Here is an 18,701-nt window from a genome sequence, read left to right on the forward strand (position 1 = left end):
CACTATGCGTTACGTGCCCCTGACCCTGCTCGTCGCCGGCGCCGCCAGCGCGCCGGCGTTCGCCACGCAGTACCTGAGCCCGGAACAGGCGCAAAAGCTGATGTTCCCCGAGGCCGATGCGTTCAAGCCGCACCCGTTGGCGCTGGACGCGGCGCAGATGAAGCAGGTCGAGCAGCTGTCCGGCCTGCCGGCGCGCTCGGTGCAGTGGCGCGTGGTGGGCGCGTACAAGGGCGACGCGCTGCTCGGCTACATGGTGCTGGACGACGTGGTCGGCAAGTTCGAGCTGATCTCGTACGCGGTCGGCATCAATTCCGACGCCAGCGTGCGCCAGGTCGAGATCCTGACCTACCGCGAAAGCCATGGCGGCGAAGTGCGCCTGGCCGCGTGGCGCAAGCAGTTTGTCGGAAAGACTGCCAAGGGCGGCGGCCTGGCGATCGGCGGCGGCATCCAGAACATCAGCGGCGCCACGCTGTCGTGCACCCACATCACCGACGGGGTGCGCCGCATCGCCGCCGTGGCCCAGGTGGCGCTGGCCAAATGATCCGCCGCGCGCAGCCCTGGCTGGGCACGATGGTCGAGGTGACCATCCCCGACGCGCACGACCTTGCGGCGGCCGATGCCGCGTTCGCCGAGGTGGCGCGCGTGCACAGGCTGATGAGCTTTCACGACGCGGCCAGCGACGTGTCGCGCGTGAACCGTGCCGACCCGGGCGATGCGGTCGAAGTGGACGCCGACACCTGGCAGGTGCTGCGCATCGCGCAGGAGCTTGCCGAGCTGTCCGGTGGCGCGTTCGACATCGCCTGCGCGCCGCGACTGGTGGCGTGGGAGGTGCTGCCGCCGCCGGCGCCCGCGCGCCCGCAAGCGCGTCCCGTGCAGGAAGTGATCGCGCTTGAAGAGGGCAAGCGCGTGCGCAAGCTGGCGGCGGGCTGGATCGACCTGGGCGGCATCGCCAAGGGTTACGCCGTGGACGTGGCGGTAGCCGCGCTGCGCCAGGCCGGCATGGCCTCGGGCTGCGTCAACGCCGGTGGCGACTTGCGGGTGTTCGGCCCGTCCCCGATGCCGGTGGCGGTGCGCTCGCCGGCCGCGCCGGGACAGGCCGCATCGCGTATCATGTTGGCCGACGAAGCGCTCGCCACCTCGGCCAGCTATTTTTCGCGCCGCAGCAGCGGTGGCCGGCAGGTCAGCGCGCTGGTCGATGCGCGCGACGGCAGGGCGCTGGTCGCCGACCGCAGCGCCTCGGTGCGCGCGCCGCGCTGCGTGCTGGCCGATGCGCTGGCCAAGGTGGTGCTGGCCACTGGCGACGCCACCCATCCGGCGCTGCAAGCATGCGGCGCCAGTGCTTTTTTGGTGTGAACCATGACGCAAAATCCTCCCGCCGCGGTGCGCCCGCGGCTGTCCTTCAAGCTGGAACGCTGGCACCGGCGCGCCATCTACACCACCGGCGCCGTACTGCTGGCCTCCGGCGCGGCCTGGCTGGTGCTGCGCTATTTCCTGCGTCCGGTGAGCGAGTTTGGCGAAACCGTCAACCCGTTCGAGCCGTGGGCCATGAAACTGCACGGCCTGGCCGCGATGGTGGCGCTGTTCTTCATGGGCAGCCTGATCCACGTGCACATCCGCCGCGCGCTCAAGTCCGGCCGTAACCTGGTGACGGGATGGATGATGATCGCGACGCTGCTGCTGCTGGCGCTGACCGGCTACGGCCTGTACTACGTAGCCGGCGAAGCCGACCGGCCGCTCTGGTCCGCCGTGCACTGGATCGTGGGCCTGGCGGTGGCCGGGCTCTTCGTGCTGCACATCGTGGTGGGACGCAAGAGCGTCCAATAAACTGGTGCCGGTATATTTCCCGACCGCCGACGCCGGTAGGGCGGCCGCCGCCGCCAACCCGCATTGCCGCTGCGAGTGCCGCCATTGTCGCCACCGGATGTGACAGGCATTTGACGACGGTTTGGTTCTTCAAGGCAAAACGCGGATAATCATTGCTCCCTTGGCGCCACGCCAGCAAGAACCAGGAGAGCAAGTGCAAGACCACGATTCCGAGCAGCCGGGCGACGACCTGCCCGACAACCCATCGCGCCGCCGCATTTTCCAGGCCGCCGCCGCAGCCGGCCTGTCGGCCACCTTGCCGGGCGTGGCCGACGCGGCCAGTGCCCATGCCAGCGCGGCCAAGGGCCTGGACGCCAAGCTCAAGGCGCAGGTGAAGAACGTGGTCGTGATCTTCCTCGAGAACCGCAGCTTCAACAACCTGTTCGCCAACTTTCCCGGCACCGCCGCGCCGCTGTCCGGCGTGAGCCGGGAGGCGAGCGTCCAGCGCGACCGCGACGGTTCGGTGCTGCCGGCCTTGCCGAAGGTCTGGGGCGGCATGGTGCCGGAGCGGCAGAACATCGGCGGCAAGGATTACGTGATCGCAGAGAACCAGGTCTCGGGCCTGCCCAACGCGCCGTACAAGCTGAAGGACCTGGAGGGCAATCCGCTGCCCGAAGGACTGGTCACGCGCGACCTGTGGCACCGCTTCTACCAGAACCAGATGCAGATCAACGGCGGCAAGAACGACGGCTTCGCTGCCTGGTCGGATGGCGGCGGGCTGGTGATGGGCTACTACGGCGAGACGCAAAAGAACCTGGGCCTGTGGCAGATCGCGCGCGAATACACCTTGTGCGACAACTTCTTCATGGGCGCCTTCGGCGGCTCCTACCTGAACCACCAGTTCCTGATCGCGGCGCGTCCACCGGAGTACTTCAACGCCGCCTCGACCCCGGCCAGCAAGACCATCGCGGTGCTCGAGGACGGGCCGCTTGGCGTGCGCCTGAAGACGTCGGCCAAGTCGCCGCGCTCGGCGCTGGACGGCCCGCCGCAGTTCGTCAACGACGGCAACATCACCCCGGACGGCTACACGGTCAACACGATGGCGCCGCCGTACCAGCCCAGCTGGGTCAGGCCCGGTCCGGGCGGCGACCCGTCCACGGCCGACCCGCGCGATCCGGACGTGCTGCCGCCGCAAACCTACAAGACCATCGGCGACCTGCTGTCCGAACGCGGCGTGCCGTGGGCATGGTATGCCAGCGCCTGGCAGGCCGCGCTGGAGCACCGGGGCGAGGGCAGCAAGCCGAACTTCCAGTACCACCACCAGCCGTTCAACTACTTCCGCCAGTACGCGCCCGGCACCGCCGCGCGCGCCAGGCACCTGCTCGACGGCGGCCTGGGCGACAGCCCGATCTCGAACCGCTTCCTGGCCGATGCGATCGCGGGCCGCCTGCCGGCGGTCACCTTCTACAAGCCGCAGGGGAACCTGAACTTGCACGCCGGGTACTCGGACATCGAGTCGGGCGATGCGCACGTGGCCAACGTGATCGAGCACCTGAAGAAGTCGCCGCAGTGGAAGAACATGGTGATCGTGGTGACCTTCGACGAGAACGGCGGCTGGTGGGACAACGTGGCGCCGCCCAAGGGCGACCGCTGGGGGCCGGGCTCGCGCGTGCCGGCGATCATCGTGTCCCCGTTCGCGAAGAAGGGGGCGGTGGACCACAATTTCTACGACACCACCTCGATCCTGCGCTTCATCACGCGCCTGCACGACCTGCCGCTGCTCGAAGGGCTCGCCGCGCGCGACGCCGCCTTTGCCCAGCGTGGCGCACGCGGGCCGGGCGACCTGACCGCCGCGCTCAGCTTCCGCTGACCGTTGCCATCGCCGTCAAAGCCAGGCCGCGCGCCTGGCTTTTTTTCGCCCTGCCGTTCATAAACTTTCCTGTTGGCTAACGGGCGCTGTGGAAAAAAGTGTCGGGATACACTGCGACAGCCCGATATTGTGAGCTTGATATCGTCCGTCGCACCGCGGTTCCTTTACGAACTCGCAAGCGATCGTGATTGTCAAAATGAACAGGAGCGGGGCGCCCGGTCGCGCCTGCCCCACCACAAACCTACAGGAGAACATCATGCACAACAATAAAGTGTTGAAGAGACTGCTGACCGTCACCGCCGTCGCGGCAATGTTCAGCACATTCGGTGTGTATGCGCAGACCACCAGCGGCAGCGCAAGCACCTCGGGCAGTGGCCAGGACGCCACCGCCGTGCAGGGCAAGACCACGCGTGAAGGCACTGCCGGCAGCACCGACAGCCGCGGCAAGGACGAGCAGATGCGCGGCACCAGCGGCGCCCAGGGCAGCACCAGCGCCGGCAGCCAGGGCGGCATGACCGGGGTGCAGGACACCACAGGCGCCGGCGCGTCGTCCACCGCCACCGGCAAGACCACGCGCGAGGGCACGGTCGGCAACACCGACAGCCAGGGCATGGAAAAACGCCAGGGCAAGAGCAGCTCCCACAGCAGCAAAGGCTCCAGCGGCAGCCAGGGCAACTCGGGCAGCAGCGCCACCACCGGCGGCGCCGCGGCGGCGGGTGCAACGGCGGCCGGCACCACGGGCAAGAGCACGCTGGCCAAGGGCGACGAGACCATCCTGAAGAACATGGCGCAGGCCAACATTTCCGAGATCGAGGCCGGCAAGCTGGCCCAGAGCAAGAGCTCGAACGACCAGGTGAAAAGCTTCGCCCAGCAGATGATCGACGATCACACCAAGGCGCTGAACGACGTGCAGCAGCTCGCGCAGCAGAAGGGCGTCACCCTGCCCACCGAGCCGGACGCCAAGCACAAGGCGATGGCGACCAAGCTGCAGGCCATGAGCGGCGACGCCTTTGACAAGGCCTACATGGCGCAGGCCGGCGTGGCCGACCATAAAAAGGTGCACAGCATGCTGCTGAGCGATGAGAAAAAAGCCAAGGACCCGGACGTGAAAGCGCTGGCGTCGAAGATGGCGCCGGTGGTCGAGCAGCACCTGAAGTCGGCCCAGCAGATGCCGGCGCCCAAGTCGGGGACGACCTCGGGCAAGTAAGCGTCGTTCCGGCCACAAGCATCGGCACGTCGTGCCGAGAAGGTGCTGCGAATGCGCACGCCCGGCACGGGTCCCTGCCTTCGCCGGGACGACTGTGCGCTAGCGCTCCCCTGAAGCTGCGGCGGCGGCCGCTTCCGGGCTGTATTCACGCATGATGGCCGCGATCGCGCCACGTTCGGCCAGACGTCCGAGCGCATCGACCACTTCCGGATCGAGGATGGACCCGGCCTGGGAGCGCAGCAGCTCCAGCGCCGCCGCCACGCTCCACGGCTCCTTGTAAGGGCGGCGCGAGGTCAGCGCGTCGAACATGTCCGCGACCCGCACGATGCGTGCCGACAGCGGGATCTGCTCGCCTTTCAGGCCCTTCGGGTAGCCGCTGCCGTCGATGCTCTCGTGGTGGCACACCGCGATGTCGCGCGCCATCTCATAGAACGGGTTTTCGCCGAGGATGCGCAGGCCGTATTCGGGATGGCGCTTCATGACCGCCCACTCGCCGGTGTCGAGCTTGCCCGGCTTCTTGAGGATCTCGTCCGGGATGTACAGCTTGCCCACGTCGTGCAGGATGCTCATCACGCCCATATGGCGCGCCGCCTCCGGTTCCAGCCCCAGCTCGATGGCCAGCGCCTGCGTGAAGTACTGCACCCGCTGCACGTGAAAGCCGGTGTCGAGGTCCTTGCCCTCGCAGGCCACCGACAGCATGGACACCGCATCGAGGTAGGCGCGTTCAAGGTTGCGGTTGGCGTCCTGCAGGCGCCGCCCCAGGCTCAGGCTCTCGAGCGCGCGCACGACGGTCAGGCGCAGGTTCTCCGGCTCCCACGGCTTGGTGATGTACTTGTAGATGCCCGCTTCGTTCACGCAGCGCACCAGCGACTCCATGTCGGAATAGCCGGTCAGCAGGATGCGGATCGCCTCCGGCTGCTGTTCCATCGCGAACTTGAGCACCGCGTCGCCGGTCACGTCCGGCATGCGCTGGTCCGAGATCACGAGGTCGATTTTTTCCGTGCGCAGCAGTTCGATCCCGGCCGCGCCGGAAGCGGCGGTGAAGATGCGGTATTCGCGGCGGAAGGCGCGCGACAGGCTGTCGAGAATGTCCGGTTCGTCGTCGACGAACAGCAGTTTGAACTTGTCGTTATCCATGGCTCGCGGTCTCCTGTTGAATCGTTGCGGTCGTCAAAGGCCGCATGCGGATCGCCACCGTGAACGTGGCGCCCTTGCCCGGCTCGCTGCGCACGTCGATGCGCCCGCCGTGCTTCTCGACGATGCCATACGAAATGGACAAGCCGAGCCCCGTGCCTTCGCCGACCTTCTTGGTGGTGAAGAAGGGGTCGAAGATCTTGTCGATCACGTCCGGCGGTATGCCCTTGCCGCTGTCGGTAATGCTGACCTGCGCGAACTCGCCATCGCGCCGGGTGGCGATCTGCAGCGTGCCCGGGCCGTCCATGGCCTGCAAGGCGTTGTAGATGATGTTCATGAACACCTGGTTGATCTGGCCCGCGAAGCACACCACCGGTTCGTTGAGTCGATAGTCCTTGCTGACCGTGATGCGGTTCTTGATCTGGTGATGCAGCAGCGCCAGCGTGTCGTCGATCCCGTCCTCCAGCCGCACGCTTTTCAGTTCGGCCTCGTCCAGCCGCGAGAAGCTGCGCAGGGAGCTGACGATCTCCTTGATGCGCGCGGCGCCGGATTTGCCGCTGCGGATGATCTTGACGGTGTCTTCCTTGATGAAGTCCAGGTCGATCGCCCTGATCCGCTCTTCGATCGCGGCCTTCTGCGCCGGGTCCACGGCTGCCAGGCGCATCGTGTCGATCAGTTCCAGCAGCTCGTTGGTGTATTCCTCCAGGTGCGGGAAGTTCGCATAGATAAAGCCGATCGGGTTGTTCAGCTCGTGCGCCACGCCGGCCACCAGCTGGCCCAGCGACGCCATCTTCTCCGATTGCACCAGCTGCCCCTGCGTCGCCTTCAGGTTGGCGAGCGCGCCGGTCAGCTCCCGGTTGGCTGCTTCCAGTGCGGCGGTGCGGTCGCTGACGCGCTGTTCCAGCGTCTTGTTCAGCATGCCCAGCTCGCCGAGGGCGCGTTCGCGCTCGCTGGAGATGCGCTGCAGGTTGCCGGCCATGGCGTTGAAGGAGACCGCCAGCGTGCCCAGCTCGTCGCGCCCGCTCACCTGCGCTCGCGCCGACAGGTCGCCCGAACTGGTGATTTGCGAGACGACGCTGGTGAGCGACTGGACCGGTTCGGTGAGGCGGCGCGACAGCCAGCGCACCGCCAGCAAAATCGGCAATGCCAGCAACACGCCGAGCGCGACCAGCTTGACCGCGACGGCGCGGATGGGCTGCTCGGCGACGCGCGCGTCCTTGAGCGCGGCGACGCGCCAGTCGCCCAGCAGAGCGCTCGCTTTGGACGAGTGGCCGGCCACATAGCGCGCGGCGCCAGCTTCCAGCTGCGCCGGCCGCTGCGCCAGGCGCGCCAGCGCTGCTTGGTCGAGCGCCAGTCCGCCGGAGAACAGCAGCGCCGGCGGCGCCGCCTTGTAGAGCACGATGCTCTGGTCGCTGGCCGCGAGCATCGTTTCGATGGCGGACCATGGCAGGGTCACCACCAGAGTGCCAAGCTTGAAGCCGGATGCGAAGCTGGCCTTGATCGCCACGCTCAGCGCCAGCACCTTGCCGCGCCCCAGCGGATCGCTGTGCGCGTCGATCAGCGCCGGTTCTGCGCCGCGCGGCCGCCATACCCGGGGCAGGGCTACCTCGCCGCGGACGGGGGCAGAAGTGGCCACCAGCCGGTCCTGCGCGTCGAACGCGTAGATGTCGCCGGCCAGGCCGTATTGCGACTTGAGGCTTTCGAGGGTGCGCGCGACGCGCTTGTCCACGTCGCCGGAGACGAGATCGTTCATCACCTCGAGGTGGGACCACGCCTGCAGGTTGGTCGCCACGGCCTGCAGGTGGTTGGCCGCCAGCTCCACCTTCTGGTCCGCCAGGCGCGTCAGGGCCGCGGCTTCGGCCTGCATCATCGCCGTGCGCACGCTGGTGAATACGACGACGGCAGTCAGCAGGTAAGTGACGAAGAAGATGCCGGCAAAGGAGGCCAGCAGCTTGCGCCCGATCGATTGGGAGAGCCAGTTCCTCATGGGACGCGCGCCAGCACCTTGACGTTCTTCGGCGCCACGGTCGCGCTGATGTAGCCGACCGCGCCCGGCACCTTCTGCACGAAAGCGAGGACGGCCTGGTCGGACTCCTGCACGATCGGCGGCACCTTGCCCTTGAAGTGCATCTGGTTCCAGAACGCCGCCAGCGCGTTCGGGCTCTGGCGCAGGACGGTGGCGGAGAACTGCATGCGCTCGGCGCTTTGCGCCTCGCGGTTGACCGGGACGATCATGTCGCCGCCGCGCCACTCGGGTGTCTTGAGCAGGTAGATCGCGGACAGCGCATCGAAGCTCAGGCTCGACACCGGCACGTTCGGATGCGCGATCACCAGCAGTTCGTCGGCGCCGGCGCCAGTGCTGAGCAGCGCGAGCAGGAAGCAGAAAATGCGTCGCATCGCGCCTCCTAGAACAGTACCGCCAACGATGCGTACACCCCGGTGCGCATGTCGAGCACCGCGCCGGACTGCTTGACGTACTCGAGCTTCCACACCACGGCCGGGTGCTGGCGGAACGAGATGCCGGCCAGCGCGTTGCGCGACCCGGCGCGCGCGTTGCGGTCGGCGAAGTGCTCGTAACGCGCCAGCACCGACCAGCGTTCGCCCAGCGCATAGCTGCCCAGCAGGTAGGCGCCCCACTCGCGATCGCGCACACGCGCCGGGTTGGCGCCGTCGATCCGGATGTGGGTCGCCTCGGTTTCGAGCTGGAGCGGGCCGACGGTGCGGCGCGCGTTCAGGCCGACCAGCCACTGCGCATCGCTCGTGTTGCGCACGCGCGCATGCTGCACCGACAGGCCGATCTTGTCGGTCAGCCCGGTCGCCCAATTGAGGTGGGCGCCGGCGACGTCCTGGTATTCGCGCTCGACGGGGCGCGGGCGCAGCTCGCCGCCGGGCTGCCAGTAGAGGCTGACCTCGGGCTTGCGGTCGTCAGTGGGGGCGTACTGGAGCGCCGCGCCGGACGTGTACTCGGGAAAACCGCGGTGCGTGGTCAACGGCCGCGTCACCGTGGACACGAGCGGGGCCGCGTGGATGGTGTTCCACTCGCCGACCGGGCTTAACATCTTACCGGCGCGCAGCGTCAGCTCCGGGCTCAGGTGCACGTCGTTGTAGAGGCGCTCCAGCACAAAGCGCGGATGGTTATCACCCAGCAGGTGGCCGTGCTCCTTCCACAGCGTCGCGCCGCTGAATTCGGCTTCGAAGAAGGGGTTGAGGTAACGGTTCAGGCGCGCGCCCATGAACAGGCTGATGTCGTCCACGACCAGCTGGCGCTCGGCGCCGCGCGGCTGCTCCGCCACCAGGTTGAGATACCCGGCGATATTGACCGGGCCGGCCGTGTAGCCTTCGCCAAGGCTGTAATTGCCGGCGTGCGCCGCGCCCCCTGCCGATGCAGCGATCCAGATGCACGCCGCCAAAAACGTCTTGCTCGCCTTCATACCCTTGACTTTCACTCTCCACATTTGAAGCCGCATGGCGGCTCAGGCCGCGCTGTGCCACTGCTCCATCAGCCGCGCCAGCGGCGCGCCGCCCTCGGTTCCTGCCAGCCCGGCCGCCATGCGCGCGTAATCCTGCGCGCTGCGGTTCTGGCTGATCTTCCATTTTCCTTCCAGCCGCGCGATCGGGATCTCGATGCCGACGATCGCCTTGAGCAGCGTGTCGACGTACTCCTGTGGCGCGTCCGACACCTGCCACGGCGTGGCGCGCCCGCCTTCGTGGCGGTTGGTCAGCCGCTGCACCAGATCGAGCACCCACTGTGGGTCGTCGATGGTGCGCAGCTTGCCGTGCGCATGCACCACCGCGTAGTTCCAGGTCGGCACCACCTTGCCGCTGCGTGCCTTTTCTTCGTACAGCTCGGGTGTGATGTAGAACGCCGGTCCCTGGAACAGCACCATGACCTGGGCGCCGTCCTCGCGCCAGAGCGGGTTGCCGCGTGCAACGTGCGCACGCAGCACGCCAAACGGCGCATCCGGCGTGGGCGCGGCGATCTCGAACGGAATGTGGTCGGCATCCAGCCCGTTGTCACCGACCCGCACCAGGGCCCCGAGCGGATGCTCGGCCACCAGCGCGTGCATGACGTCGATCCGGGTTTCCTCGTTCGCGCGTGGCATGTACATCAGCGCGCCTCCTCGACCACCACCTCGCCCTTGAGCGAGCTGGCGATGTAGCACTTCTCGTGCGCGATGTGATGGATCTGCGCCAGCGCCGCGGCATCCGGCGCTTCTCCGGCCCAGGTCACCCGTGGCCGCAGCACGATCTTCGTCATCGACAGCTTGCCGTCGCGGTCGGTGTCGAGCGTGCCGACTGCATGGTCGTGGTAGGTGTCCACCACAAAGCCGCGCTGCGCCGCGAGCGACAGGAAGAACAGCATGTGGCAGCTCGATGCGGCGGCCACCAGCGCCTCTTCGGGATCGACGCAGCTCGGGTCCGACATCGGCACCGGCACCGACAGCGGCGAGGAGGAGGCGCGCACCGTGATGCCGCCGTCGAAGCTCCAGTCGTGCGCGCGGCTGTAGCGCTGGTCAAGGAATGGCTGGCTGCCACGGTGCCACGCCAGTTGCGCTTCGAACTGCTTCATCGCCCCTCCTGTGCCTATCAAAATAGCAATATTAACCTATCCCATGGGCAACTCCCGGGCGAGCCGCCGGGGGGTATACTGCCGCCCATGAACAATATCCGCTGCACCTGGGCCAACCCGGCCAACCCGCGCTACCTGGCATACCACGACACCGAATGGGGCGTTCCCTGCCACGACGAGCTGCGCCTGTTCGAGATGCTCAACCTCGAAGGCGCGCAGGCCGGCCTGTCCTGGGAGACCATCCTGAACAAGCGCGAGAATTACCGCGCCGCTTTCGACCAGTGGGACGCGCGCAAGATCGCGCATTACGACGATGCCAAGGTGGCCGAGCTGCTGGCCAATCCTGGCATCGTGCGCAACCGGCTCAAGGTGGCGGCCACCATCACCAACGCCCGCGCCTACCTGTCGATGCTCGATGGCGGCCTGACGCTGGACCAGTACCTGTGGTCGCACGTGGGCGACAAGCCGATCGTGAACCGCTGGGCCAAGGGCGAGCGCCCGGCGCGCACCGAACTGTCGGACCGCATCTCCAAGGACCTGTCCAAGCGCGGCTTCAAGTTCGTCGGCTCCACCATCATCTATGCCTACATGCAGGGCATCGGCATGGTGGACGACCATGATCCCGACTGCTTCTGCCACTCGGGGCGCTGAAGTGGACATGCTGCTGCACTGGCGCGGCCGCGAGCGCTACACCGTGTTCGACGCCGATTACGGCGACGGCAGCGGCGTGCGCGCCCTGGTGCAGGCGTGGCGCGACGATCCGCTGCGGCCCGCGCGCCTGCATGTGGTCGCGCGCGCAGGTGGCCTCATGCCCGGCTTTCACCGCATTGCGCAGGCCGAAACCGGGGTGACGCTGGACCTGCTGTCGGCGCCGCTCGATGCGGCGCTGGCCCAGCTGGTCGCGCGGCTCGACTTCATCCGCCTGCATGGCATCGCGTGCGAGGGGACGGCGTTCGCGCGGCCGCTGGCGCGCATCGCGGCGGCGGACGCGCAGTTACAGGCTTGGGGCCTGAATGCCGCGCAAGCGGCGGCGCTGGCCGGCGAAGGCTTCGCGTTCGAGGACGCCAGCCCGGGCGAGGCGCATTTCGCCAGCCGCAAGCCGCGCCTGCCCGTGCCGCCCACGCCGCAGCGCCGCGCCATCGTGATCGGCGCCGGCATCGCCGGTTCGGCCGCCTGCGAGCGACTGTGCGCGCGCGGCTGGGAAGTCACCCTCATCGAGCGCCATGCGCGGCCGGCGATGGAAGCGTCGGGCAACCACGCGGGCATCTTCATGCCGCTGGTGTCGAAGGACGACAACATCCCCACGCGCCTGGTGCGTTCGGCCTTTTTGTACGCGCTGCGCTACTGGGAAGCGCTGGGCGGGATCGGCCGCGCGATGGACGGCGCGGCCTGCGGCGTGCTGCAGCTCGCGCGCGACGCTGCACATGCCCGGGTACAGCGAGCAATCGCGGCATCGGGACACTATCCGGCGCAGTTCGCGAGCTGGCTGGAGCAGCCCGAGGCCGAGGCGCTGCTTGGGCGGCCAGCGCCCGATGGCGGCTGGCTGTTCCCGCAGGGCGGCTGGGCACGCCCGGGCAGCGTGTGCGAAGCGATGCTGGCCGCCTGCGGCGACCGGCTGCGGGCACATTTCGGCGCAGGCAGCGTGCGGCTCGAACGTGCGGGCGGCGAATGGGCCGTCATCGACGAACGCGGCCAGGTGCTGGCGCGCGCCGCGACCGTGATCCTGGCGTCCGGCGCGGGCGCGGCGCAGTTCCCGCAGGCGGCGCAACTGCCGCTGGCGGCGCTGCGCGGCCAGGTGTCGCACATCGACGCCGCCGCCTTGCCGGCACTGCCGCTGGTGTTGTGCCGCGAGGCCTATGTGACGCCCGCTTCGCACGGCATCTGCTGCGCCGGCGCGACCTACGATACCGACCCCGACCCCGCCTTGTGGCAGTCCAGCCACGACGACAACCTGGCCAAGCTGCGCGCGCTGCTGTCCGACCCGCACGCGGCCACCGGCGCGCCGCTCGAGGGGCGGGTGGGCTTTCGCACGGTGGCGCCGGACCGGCTGCCGCTGGTGGGCCGCCTGCCCGACTTTGACGCGGCCGGCGGCACCGAGCGGCTGCGCGAGGTGCCGCGCCACCCGGGCCTGTACGGCCTGCTCGGCTATGCCTCGCGCGGGATCACCTGGGCGCCGCTGGCGGCCGAGCTGCTGGCGGCCGGGCTGGAAGGCGAACCGCTGCCGCTGGAGGCTTCCCTGGCCGATGCACTCGATCCGGCGCGCTTCGTGTTGCGCGCACGCCGCGCCCCGCGCGGGCCACATCGCATTCCGACTGATCCAGAACAATAAGAACCTGCCAACGCGGTTATAATTTTCCATACGGAAATTACCGCCATGCAACCACGCCAACCGATGGACGACCAATCTCGCCCGCAAGAGCTGTTCCTGTTCCTCGCCTCGACCGCGCACGACATGAAGAATTCGCTCAGCGTGCTGTCCGGGACGCTGGAGCGGCTGCTGGCCGAGGCGCCGCAGGCCGAGCCGGCCTATCCGCAGATGGCGCACATGCTGCACCAGACGCGGCGCCTGAACAACCAGCTGATGCAGCTCCTGGCCCTGTACAAGCAGGTGGGCACGCCGGAGTACCCGTTCGACATGCGCGCGCTCGAAATGGGCGAGCTGACCGGGCAGGTGGCGGCCAGCGAAAAGGTGCTGCTGCAGTCGCGCGGTGTCACGCTCGACATCGACTGCGACCCGCAGCTGGTCTGGCACTTCGACGAAGACCTGATCCTGGGCGTGCTTTCGCACGCGATCCACAACGCCACCAATTACACGCGCGACCGGGTGCGCCTGGCGATCGCCGAGGTGGACGGCTGGCTCGAGATCCGCGTCGAGGACAACGGCAACGGCTATCCCCAATCGATGCTCGAGGCCGGCGTGGCGGCGATGAACGGCGCCACCAGCGGCGTGAACTTCCTGACCAACAGCGCCGGCCTGGGCCTGTACTTTACGAGCGAGGTGGCCAAGATGCACCGCCACCGCGGCCGCCACGGCAGCCTGCGGCTTGAAAACGGCGGGGCCTATGGCGGCGGCTGCTTCATCCTGAGGCTGCCATGAACGCGGTGCCGCTCGTTGCCGCCGTGGGCGCGGACGACCAGGTCGACTGGGCTTCCAAGAACTACCTGATCGTGGACGATTTCGCCGGCGTGCGCCAGCTGCTGCGCGAGAGCCTGCGCAGCCTGGGCGCGCGGGCCATCGACCAGGCCACCAGCGGCGGCGAGGCGATGGGCCAGCTCATGCGCACGCGTTACGACGTGGTGCTGTGCGACTACTACCTTGGCGAGGGCAAGAACGGCCAGCAGGTGCTGGAGGAGGCGCGCATGCGCAACCTGATCAACCCGAGCACGGTGTGGATCATGGTTTCGGCCGAAAAGAGCGTGGAGTCGGTGATGGGCGCGGCCGAGCACCAGCCCGACGCCTACCTGATCAAGCCGATCACCGAAGGGGTGCTGCTCACGCGCCTGAACCGCGTATGGCACAAGAAGCAGGTGTTCCGCGCGATCGACCAGGCCTATGCCGAGAAGGACTACCTGCGCGCCGCGCGCCTGTGCGACGAGCAGATCGAATCGAACAAGGCGCACGAGATCGAACTGCTGCGCATGAAGGCGCGGCTGATGGAAAAAAGCGGCCAGCCAGACAAGGCGCGCGCCGCCTACGAGCAGGTGCTGGCGCAGCGCGAATACCAGTGGGCGCGCGCGGGCCTGGCCCGGATCCGCATGCTGAACGGCGAATATGAGCAGGCGCGCCAGATGTTCCTGGGCGTGATCGCGGAGAACCGCTACTACATCGACGCCTACGACCAGCTGGCCGCGGCCTATCAGGCGATGGGCCAGCTCGACGAAGCGGCCGACATCCTCGAGCGCGCGACCAAGCTGTCGCCCAACTCGGTGCCGCGCCAGCGCAACCTCGGCATGGCCTGCCTCAAGCTGGGCAACATGGCGATGGCGGAGAAGTCGTTCCGCAAGTGCGTGGCGATCGGCGAGTACTCGATCCGCAAGACGCCCGACGCCTACCTGGGCCTGGCGCGCGTGTGCGGCCTGAAGAACGACCCCAAGGAAGCGTTGCAGTGGCTGGCCGCGGCCCAGCGCGAGTTCGGCGGCGAGCATGCCAACATCGAGCTGCGCACCAAGATCACCGAGGGGCTGGTGTACCACGAAAGCGGCGACTACCGCCGCGCGCGCAAGGCCGGCGACGAACTCGAAACCCTGCTGCGCGAACGCACCGAGCGCCCGGACGTACCCACCTGCCTGGAAATGGCCACGCTGCTGTTTGCCGTGGGTGTGAAGGACGCGCCGGTGGACCTGCTGTGCTACGTGATCCGCAACAACCACGACCAGGCCGTGCTGCTGGACGAGGTGCGCAAGCTGTTCGAGAAGGCGCGCATGGCGGAAGAAGGCGAGGTGCTGATCAAGGCGTCGCGCAAGGAAGCGTCGGACCTGATGAACCAGGGCGTGATGCTGTGGCGTAGCGGGAAGCTGCGCGAGGCGGTCGAGTGGATGCGCAACGCCCGCGCCGCGCTGCCGAACAACCAGCGCATCCTGTTCAACGCCGCCCAGGTGCTGATCTCGCACATGCAGCAGTACGGCTACGACGAGGCGCTGGCGCAGGAGGCGAGCGATGTGCTCAACCACGTGGACCACCTGCAGCCCGGCCAGCAGCGCTTCGCGCAGCTGATGGAGCAGCTCGCGGCGCTGATGCCGCAGCCGGAACCGGAGGAAGAAGAGGAAGAAGAGGAAGCCGCAGCGCAAGCCGGCACCGAGGCGGAAGGCGAGAGCGCCGCCGGCTAGCCGTGAACCGAGGCGGGCGCAGCATCGGCGCGCACCGGGCCTGTGTGCTGCTTCATCAGCTCCTCGCACAGTTTGCCCACGTCGCGCCGCTGGCCCGGCACCTTCGACACCTCGGCCGCGCGCGCCAGCGCGTGCCTGGCGATGTGGTAGCCGAGCGCGCGGTAGCTCTCGAACTGCGCCTCGTCGAACCACTGGTCGGCGGTGCTCTGGTGCGGGTAGTCGGGATGCGCCTTGCGGTAGTTGATCACGTCCGCGTTCTCGTCGCCGACGATTGCCGGCTTGATGTACAAGAGCGTGCCGTCCACGCCTTCGGCATCGACGTGGCTGTAGCGGATCGTGCCGGCGGCGCAGCTCGCGCCGGCCAGGTCGGTGCCCTTGACCAGCTCCATGCGCGACACATCCAGCTCGATCGCCACGTGCAGGTCGGTGGCGCATTTGCGGATCGCGTTGCCAAGATCCTCGAACGCCAGCTCGCGGTCGCTGGCCACGTCCACCGCCACGATCAGCCGGCAGCGCCGCCGCACCAGCTCGTAGATGCCCAGGTTCTCAAAGTGGCCGCCGTCGGACAGGTACACGTAGTTGGCGTCGGCGTTGGTCATGCCGAACAGCTCGGCGATGAGGCTGAACAGCCCGATTGGCGGCGAGCTGCGCTTCCACACCGCCTTGCGCGGATTCGGGCACCAGCGCCCCAGGCGCACGTTGAACATCGTCATGAGGAAGTTCAGCGGCGGCGACGAGTGCGCGCCCATGTTGGGGCTCGCAGCCGCGCCGGACAGCGCCACCGCCATCCCGAGCCGCACCTTGGCGTCGTCGTCCACTCCCTTGCCCGCGCGCGAGGCGTACTGGCGCGTGGGCCGGTAGGTGCCGCGCTGGGCGTCGTGCTGCGCGCAGTTGGCGCCCTGCGCCGGCATCAACGGCGTCTCGAAACCGCAAAAGCGCGGCGTGAAGGCGAACGAGGCGGCCTTGCGGGTCTGCCATGCCAGCTCCTCGCCGCGCACCAGGTTGAGCGAGGTGTTGACGATGTGGTAGGGCAGCTGGTCCTGCAGGTCGGCCAGTTGCGGGTCGTCGTCCGGATCGAAACCGGTGAACGGGTGCGGTTTGCGATGCGCGTTGCTGGCGCCGAAGTAGGCGCGCACCAGCCGGTTCCGGTACAGCATGTAGAGCGAGAACTTGTTGATGTCCACCCGCCAGCCGAGCAGCAGCGCCGCGCCCAGGCACAGCGAAAAGGCGGTGGCGAGCGTGGCCCCGCTGGTGGCCAGGCTGGCGTTGGCGTGCGAGGCGTACACGCAGGCCAGGGTCGGGCTGTCGCAGCGCAGGTCGGGCGGGGCGACCGCGGCCTGCACCAGCGTGGCCAGCACGGCGAAGATCCCGAGCGTGAACACGTAGGGCGCCAGCCGCGCCAGCAGCTCCAGCCGGTTGAAGCGCACGCCGAACAGCGTGGTGGTGCCGCCGCTGCCTGCCTTCACGCCCAGCCAGGTCATGGCCAGCCAGCCGATCGCGGTGCCGGCGTTGGCCAGCGGGTCGTAGGTGATCCAGGCCCAGTGCAGCAGCGGCGGCAGGAAGAACGCGGCGCAGAACATCATCAGCCAGGCGATGGTGAAGATCGAGGTCCAGGCGCCCTGGCGGCTCCACCACTCGCGGCTGGCGTCGCTGTACAGGGTGCCGATCAGGCCGATCATCAGCGTCATCGTCACCGAGAACAGCGTCATCATCAGCGGCATGCCGAAGGTGGTGAGCGCCACCGCATTGTTCAGGATCGGGTGCTCGGCCGGGTTGGGCAGCCAGGACAGGCCAAGCAGGAGCAGCAGGGTGCCGATGGTGAGCGCGAACATGGCGGACAGGAAGTGCGACAGGCCTTCGTGCACGTCGGTGCGCGAAACGTCGCGCCGCACGCGCTGCCTGCGCTTGAGCGGCGGCACCGCCAGGCCCACGGCAAGCAGCAGGAATGCGCCGGCCAGGCCCGGCACCCAGCACCGGGCGACGCGCAGCGCGGTGTCATGCGCGACCGCGTGTTCGACCAGGCCCGGCGCGAATTCGAGCGTCCCGGCCAGCATGAGCGCCAGGACGCCGGCAAAGAACGCCGCGCACACCGCGTAGCCGGAGCGCCGGTACGGACTGGTGCGGTCGTGCGCCAGGTACCAGCCGCAGGCCCAGACGATGAAGTACACCAGCCCCGGCACCAGCACCCAGCCCATGCGCCACTCGTACCTGCCCGACAGCGCTGCGTGCAGCATCGACGGCATCACGCCGCCGTGCCGCCACAGGCCGATGCTGACCAAAAAGCCGGACAGCAGCAGCGGGAAGTTGATGAACCAGAGGACCGCGCCCTGGTTCACCGGGAACCAGCGCTGCCCGCGCGAGGCTTCCGGTTTGCTCGAGATCGACAGCGCAATGCAGAAGACCGCAATCAGGAAGGATGCGGTGCCAAGCATCCAGGCCGGGTCGGACCAGTCGGCCCAGGGCGCGTCCTTGCCCACGATGCGGTTGACGGCCCACACCGCAAAGCGCGGCAGCAGGAGCAGGGCGCACAGCCAGGCCAGCAGCATGGCCAGGTTCAGGCCCGTGTTGCGCACGTAGGTGCCGATCAGGGTCCAGGCGTCGGCGCTGAACACCCCGGAGCGCGGCGACAGGTAATTGCTGTACTGGCGCAGGAACTGGATCTCGACCGCTTCGGAATCGACCGGCTCGCCGGCTGCGCCGGGCGTGAGCATGGCTTCCACCGCGCGCACGTCGCCGTGGCGCTCGCGGATGCACTTGGACAGCCAGCCGCCGATGAAGCCGCCGCCGGACACGGTGGACAGGTAGTCGAAGTCGCGCAGCAGCTGCTGCTCGCCCAGCGCCTGCAGCACGCCCAGGTTGAAGGTTGCGCTGCGCACGCCGCCGCCGGACAGCGCGAGCCCGGTGAGCCCGGCGGCGTGGGCGCGGCGCAGCAGTTCGGCACGCGACGCCGGAAGCACCTGGTCGGGGCCGGCGCTGCCGTCCGGGCGCGGGCGCAGCAGGTCCAGCTCGTTCTGGAGGACTTCGGCGAACACGCTGCCGGCCAGCGCGTTCAGGCGCCGCCAGGTCACCTGGTCGAGCGCGCCGTCGGCGACAATGCCCTCGCGCTCGCGAAAGGCGTCGATCGCGCCAGCCAGTTCGGCAAGCGTGTGCGCGGCCGGCGGCACCTCGATGCCGGCGCTTTCGAGCTTGCGCCGCACGTCGGCCACCTGGTCGGGCGTGAGGCTGGTGTAGTCGATGTACGGCAAGCGCGCCCTCCACGACGGGATCCTGGCGCGGCACGGGACGGACAG

General features: G+C 68.5%; 16 protein-coding genes. 9 read left to right on the forward strand and 7 right to left on the reverse strand.

The genetic code is table 11. The features are described 5' to 3' along the window. The first annotated feature begins 4 nt into the window (after positions 1-4). From NX774_RS16335 to NX774_RS16355, 5 genes are all read left to right on the forward strand, one after another. Positions 5-541, forward strand: coding sequence for an FMN-binding protein (locus NX774_RS16335; RefSeq protein ID WP_258823291.1), 537 nt, complete (start codon positions 5-7; stop codon positions 539-541). Beyond that, positions 538-1,353 (forward strand): FAD:protein FMN transferase, encoded by an 816-nt coding sequence (locus tag NX774_RS16340; RefSeq protein ID WP_258823292.1) that lies wholly within the window; start codon positions 538-540, stop codon positions 1,351-1,353. The genes NX774_RS16335 and NX774_RS16340 overlap by 4 nt, the downstream gene beginning before the upstream one ends. 3 nt (positions 1,354-1,356) lie before the next feature. After that, positions 1,357-1,824: a DUF4405 domain-containing protein gene (locus tag NX774_RS16345; protein ID WP_258823293.1), complete on the forward strand. Its 468-nt coding sequence runs from the start codon at positions 1,357-1,359 to the stop codon at positions 1,822-1,824. 193 nt (positions 1,825-2,017) lie between these two features. After that, entirely contained in the window at positions 2,018-3,673 is a 1,656-nt protein-coding gene (locus tag NX774_RS16350) for an acid phosphatase (RefSeq protein ID WP_258823294.1), read from the forward strand. A 256-nt stretch (positions 3,674-3,929) separates the two neighbouring features. Then, entirely contained in the window at positions 3,930-4,880 is a 951-nt protein-coding gene (locus NX774_RS16355) for a DUF4142 domain-containing protein (RefSeq protein ID WP_258823295.1), read from the forward strand. Positions 4,881-4,979: 99 nt separating this feature from the next. Here the strand turns inward: NX774_RS16355 and NX774_RS16360 are convergent, their stop codons facing one another. From NX774_RS16360 to NX774_RS16385, 6 genes are read right to left on the reverse strand one after another with little or no spacing between them, the layout of a single operon-like run. Then, positions 4,980-6,017: an HD domain-containing phosphohydrolase gene (locus tag NX774_RS16360; protein WP_258823296.1), complete on the reverse strand. Its 1,038-nt coding sequence runs from the start codon at positions 6,015-6,017 to the stop codon at positions 4,980-4,982. After that, the gene (locus tag NX774_RS16365) at positions 6,010-8,001 is read right to left on the reverse strand and encodes an ATP-binding protein (protein ID WP_258823297.1); all 1,992 of its coding nucleotides are present in this window, start codon (positions 7,999-8,001) and stop codon (positions 6,010-6,012) included. Before NX774_RS16365 ends, NX774_RS16360 begins: the two co-directional genes overlap by 8 nt. Next, entirely contained in the window at positions 7,998-8,411 is a 414-nt protein-coding gene (locus tag NX774_RS16370) for a type 2 periplasmic-binding domain-containing protein (protein WP_258823298.1), read from the reverse strand. Before NX774_RS16370 ends, NX774_RS16365 begins: the two co-directional genes overlap by 4 nt. Before the next feature lie 8 nt (positions 8,412-8,419). After that, on the reverse strand, positions 8,420-9,460 hold the full coding sequence (locus NX774_RS16375; protein WP_258823299.1) for an outer membrane beta-barrel protein: 1,041 nt from the start codon (positions 9,458-9,460) through the stop codon (positions 8,420-8,422). 27 nt (positions 9,461-9,487) lie between these two features. Then, the gene (locus NX774_RS16380) at positions 9,488-10,123 is read right to left on the reverse strand and encodes an FMN-binding negative transcriptional regulator (RefSeq protein ID WP_258823300.1); all 636 of its coding nucleotides are present in this window, start codon (positions 10,121-10,123) and stop codon (positions 9,488-9,490) included. Then, on the reverse strand, positions 10,123-10,584 hold the full coding sequence (locus NX774_RS16385; RefSeq protein WP_258823301.1) for an OsmC family protein: 462 nt from the start codon (positions 10,582-10,584) through the stop codon (positions 10,123-10,125). The genes NX774_RS16380 and NX774_RS16385 overlap by 1 nt, the downstream gene beginning before the upstream one ends. A gap of 87 nt (positions 10,585-10,671) precedes the next feature. Here NX774_RS16385 and NX774_RS16390 point away from each other — a divergent pair, with 87 nt between their 5' ends. Genes NX774_RS16390 through NX774_RS16405 form a run of 4 tightly spaced genes read left to right on the forward strand, consistent with a single transcriptional unit; the run spans position 10,672 to position 15,411 of the window. After that, a complete protein-coding gene (locus NX774_RS16390; RefSeq protein ID WP_258823302.1) occupies positions 10,672-11,235 on the forward strand; it encodes a DNA-3-methyladenine glycosylase I in 564 nt (187 codons plus the stop codon). 7 nt (positions 11,236-11,242) lie between these two features. After that, positions 11,243-12,913: an FAD-dependent 5-carboxymethylaminomethyl-2-thiouridine(34) oxidoreductase MnmC1 gene (gene mnmC1 / locus NX774_RS16395; protein ID WP_258823303.1), complete on the forward strand. Its 1,671-nt coding sequence runs from the start codon at positions 11,243-11,245 to the stop codon at positions 12,911-12,913. A 45-nt stretch (positions 12,914-12,958) separates the two neighbouring features. Continuing rightward, positions 12,959-13,681, forward strand: a complete 723-nt coding sequence (locus tag NX774_RS16400) for a sensor histidine kinase (RefSeq protein WP_258823304.1) — start codon at positions 12,959-12,961, stop codon at positions 13,679-13,681. Beyond that, on the forward strand, positions 13,678-15,411 hold the full coding sequence (locus NX774_RS16405) for a tetratricopeptide repeat-containing response regulator (protein WP_258823305.1): 1,734 nt from the start codon (positions 13,678-13,680) through the stop codon (positions 15,409-15,411). The genes NX774_RS16400 and NX774_RS16405 overlap by 4 nt, the downstream gene beginning before the upstream one ends. Here the strand turns inward: NX774_RS16405 and NX774_RS16410 are convergent. After that, positions 15,408-18,656 (reverse strand): patatin-like phospholipase family protein, encoded by a 3,249-nt coding sequence (locus NX774_RS16410; RefSeq protein WP_258823306.1) that lies wholly within the window; start codon positions 18,654-18,656, stop codon positions 15,408-15,410. The genes NX774_RS16405 and NX774_RS16410 overlap by 4 nt on opposite strands. Positions 18,657-18,701: the final 45 nt, after the last annotated feature.

Origin of the sequence: Massilia agilis, assembly GCF_024756255.1 — a bacterium.
GTDB classification, from domain to species: Bacteria; Pseudomonadota; Gammaproteobacteria; order Burkholderiales; family Burkholderiaceae_D; genus Telluria; species Telluria agilis.

What these genes read in the sequence shown, in the direction of transcription:
- NX774_RS16335 (WP_258823291.1), top strand. Translation starts at nt 5, where the DNA reads ATGCGTTACGTGCCCCTGACCCTGCTCGTCGCCGGCGCCGCCAGCGCG.
- mnmC1 (WP_258823303.1), top strand. Translation starts at nt 11,243, where the DNA reads ATGCTGCTGCACTGGCGCGGCCGCGAGCGCTACACCGTGTTCGACGCC.
- NX774_RS16340 (WP_258823292.1), top strand. Translation starts at nt 538, where the DNA reads ATGATCCGCCGCGCGCAGCCCTGGCTGGGCACGATGGTCGAGGTGACC.
- NX774_RS16355 (WP_258823295.1), top strand. Translation starts at nt 3,930, where the DNA reads ATGCACAACAATAAAGTGTTGAAGAGACTGCTGACCGTCACCGCCGTC.
- NX774_RS16360 (WP_258823296.1), bottom strand. Translation starts at nt 6,017, where the DNA reads ATGGATAACGACAAGTTCAAACTGCTGTTCGTCGACGACGAACCGGAC.
- NX774_RS16345 (WP_258823293.1), top strand. Translation starts at nt 1,357, where the DNA reads ATGACGCAAAATCCTCCCGCCGCGGTGCGCCCGCGGCTGTCCTTCAAG.
- NX774_RS16385 (WP_258823301.1), bottom strand. Translation starts at nt 10,584, where the DNA reads ATGAAGCAGTTCGAAGCGCAACTGGCGTGGCACCGTGGCAGCCAGCCA.
- NX774_RS16405 (WP_258823305.1), top strand. Translation starts at nt 13,678, where the DNA reads ATGAACGCGGTGCCGCTCGTTGCCGCCGTGGGCGCGGACGACCAGGTC.
- NX774_RS16380 (WP_258823300.1), bottom strand. Translation starts at nt 10,123, where the DNA reads ATGTACATGCCACGCGCGAACGAGGAAACCCGGATCGACGTCATGCAC.
- NX774_RS16390 (WP_258823302.1), top strand. Translation starts at nt 10,672, where the DNA reads ATGAACAATATCCGCTGCACCTGGGCCAACCCGGCCAACCCGCGCTAC.
- NX774_RS16370 (WP_258823298.1), bottom strand. Translation starts at nt 8,411, where the DNA reads ATGCGACGCATTTTCTGCTTCCTGCTCGCGCTGCTCAGCACTGGCGCC.
- NX774_RS16400 (WP_258823304.1), top strand. Translation starts at nt 12,959, where the DNA reads ATGCAACCACGCCAACCGATGGACGACCAATCTCGCCCGCAAGAGCTG.
- NX774_RS16365 (WP_258823297.1), bottom strand. Translation starts at nt 8,001, where the DNA reads ATGAGGAACTGGCTCTCCCAATCGATCGGGCGCAAGCTGCTGGCCTCC.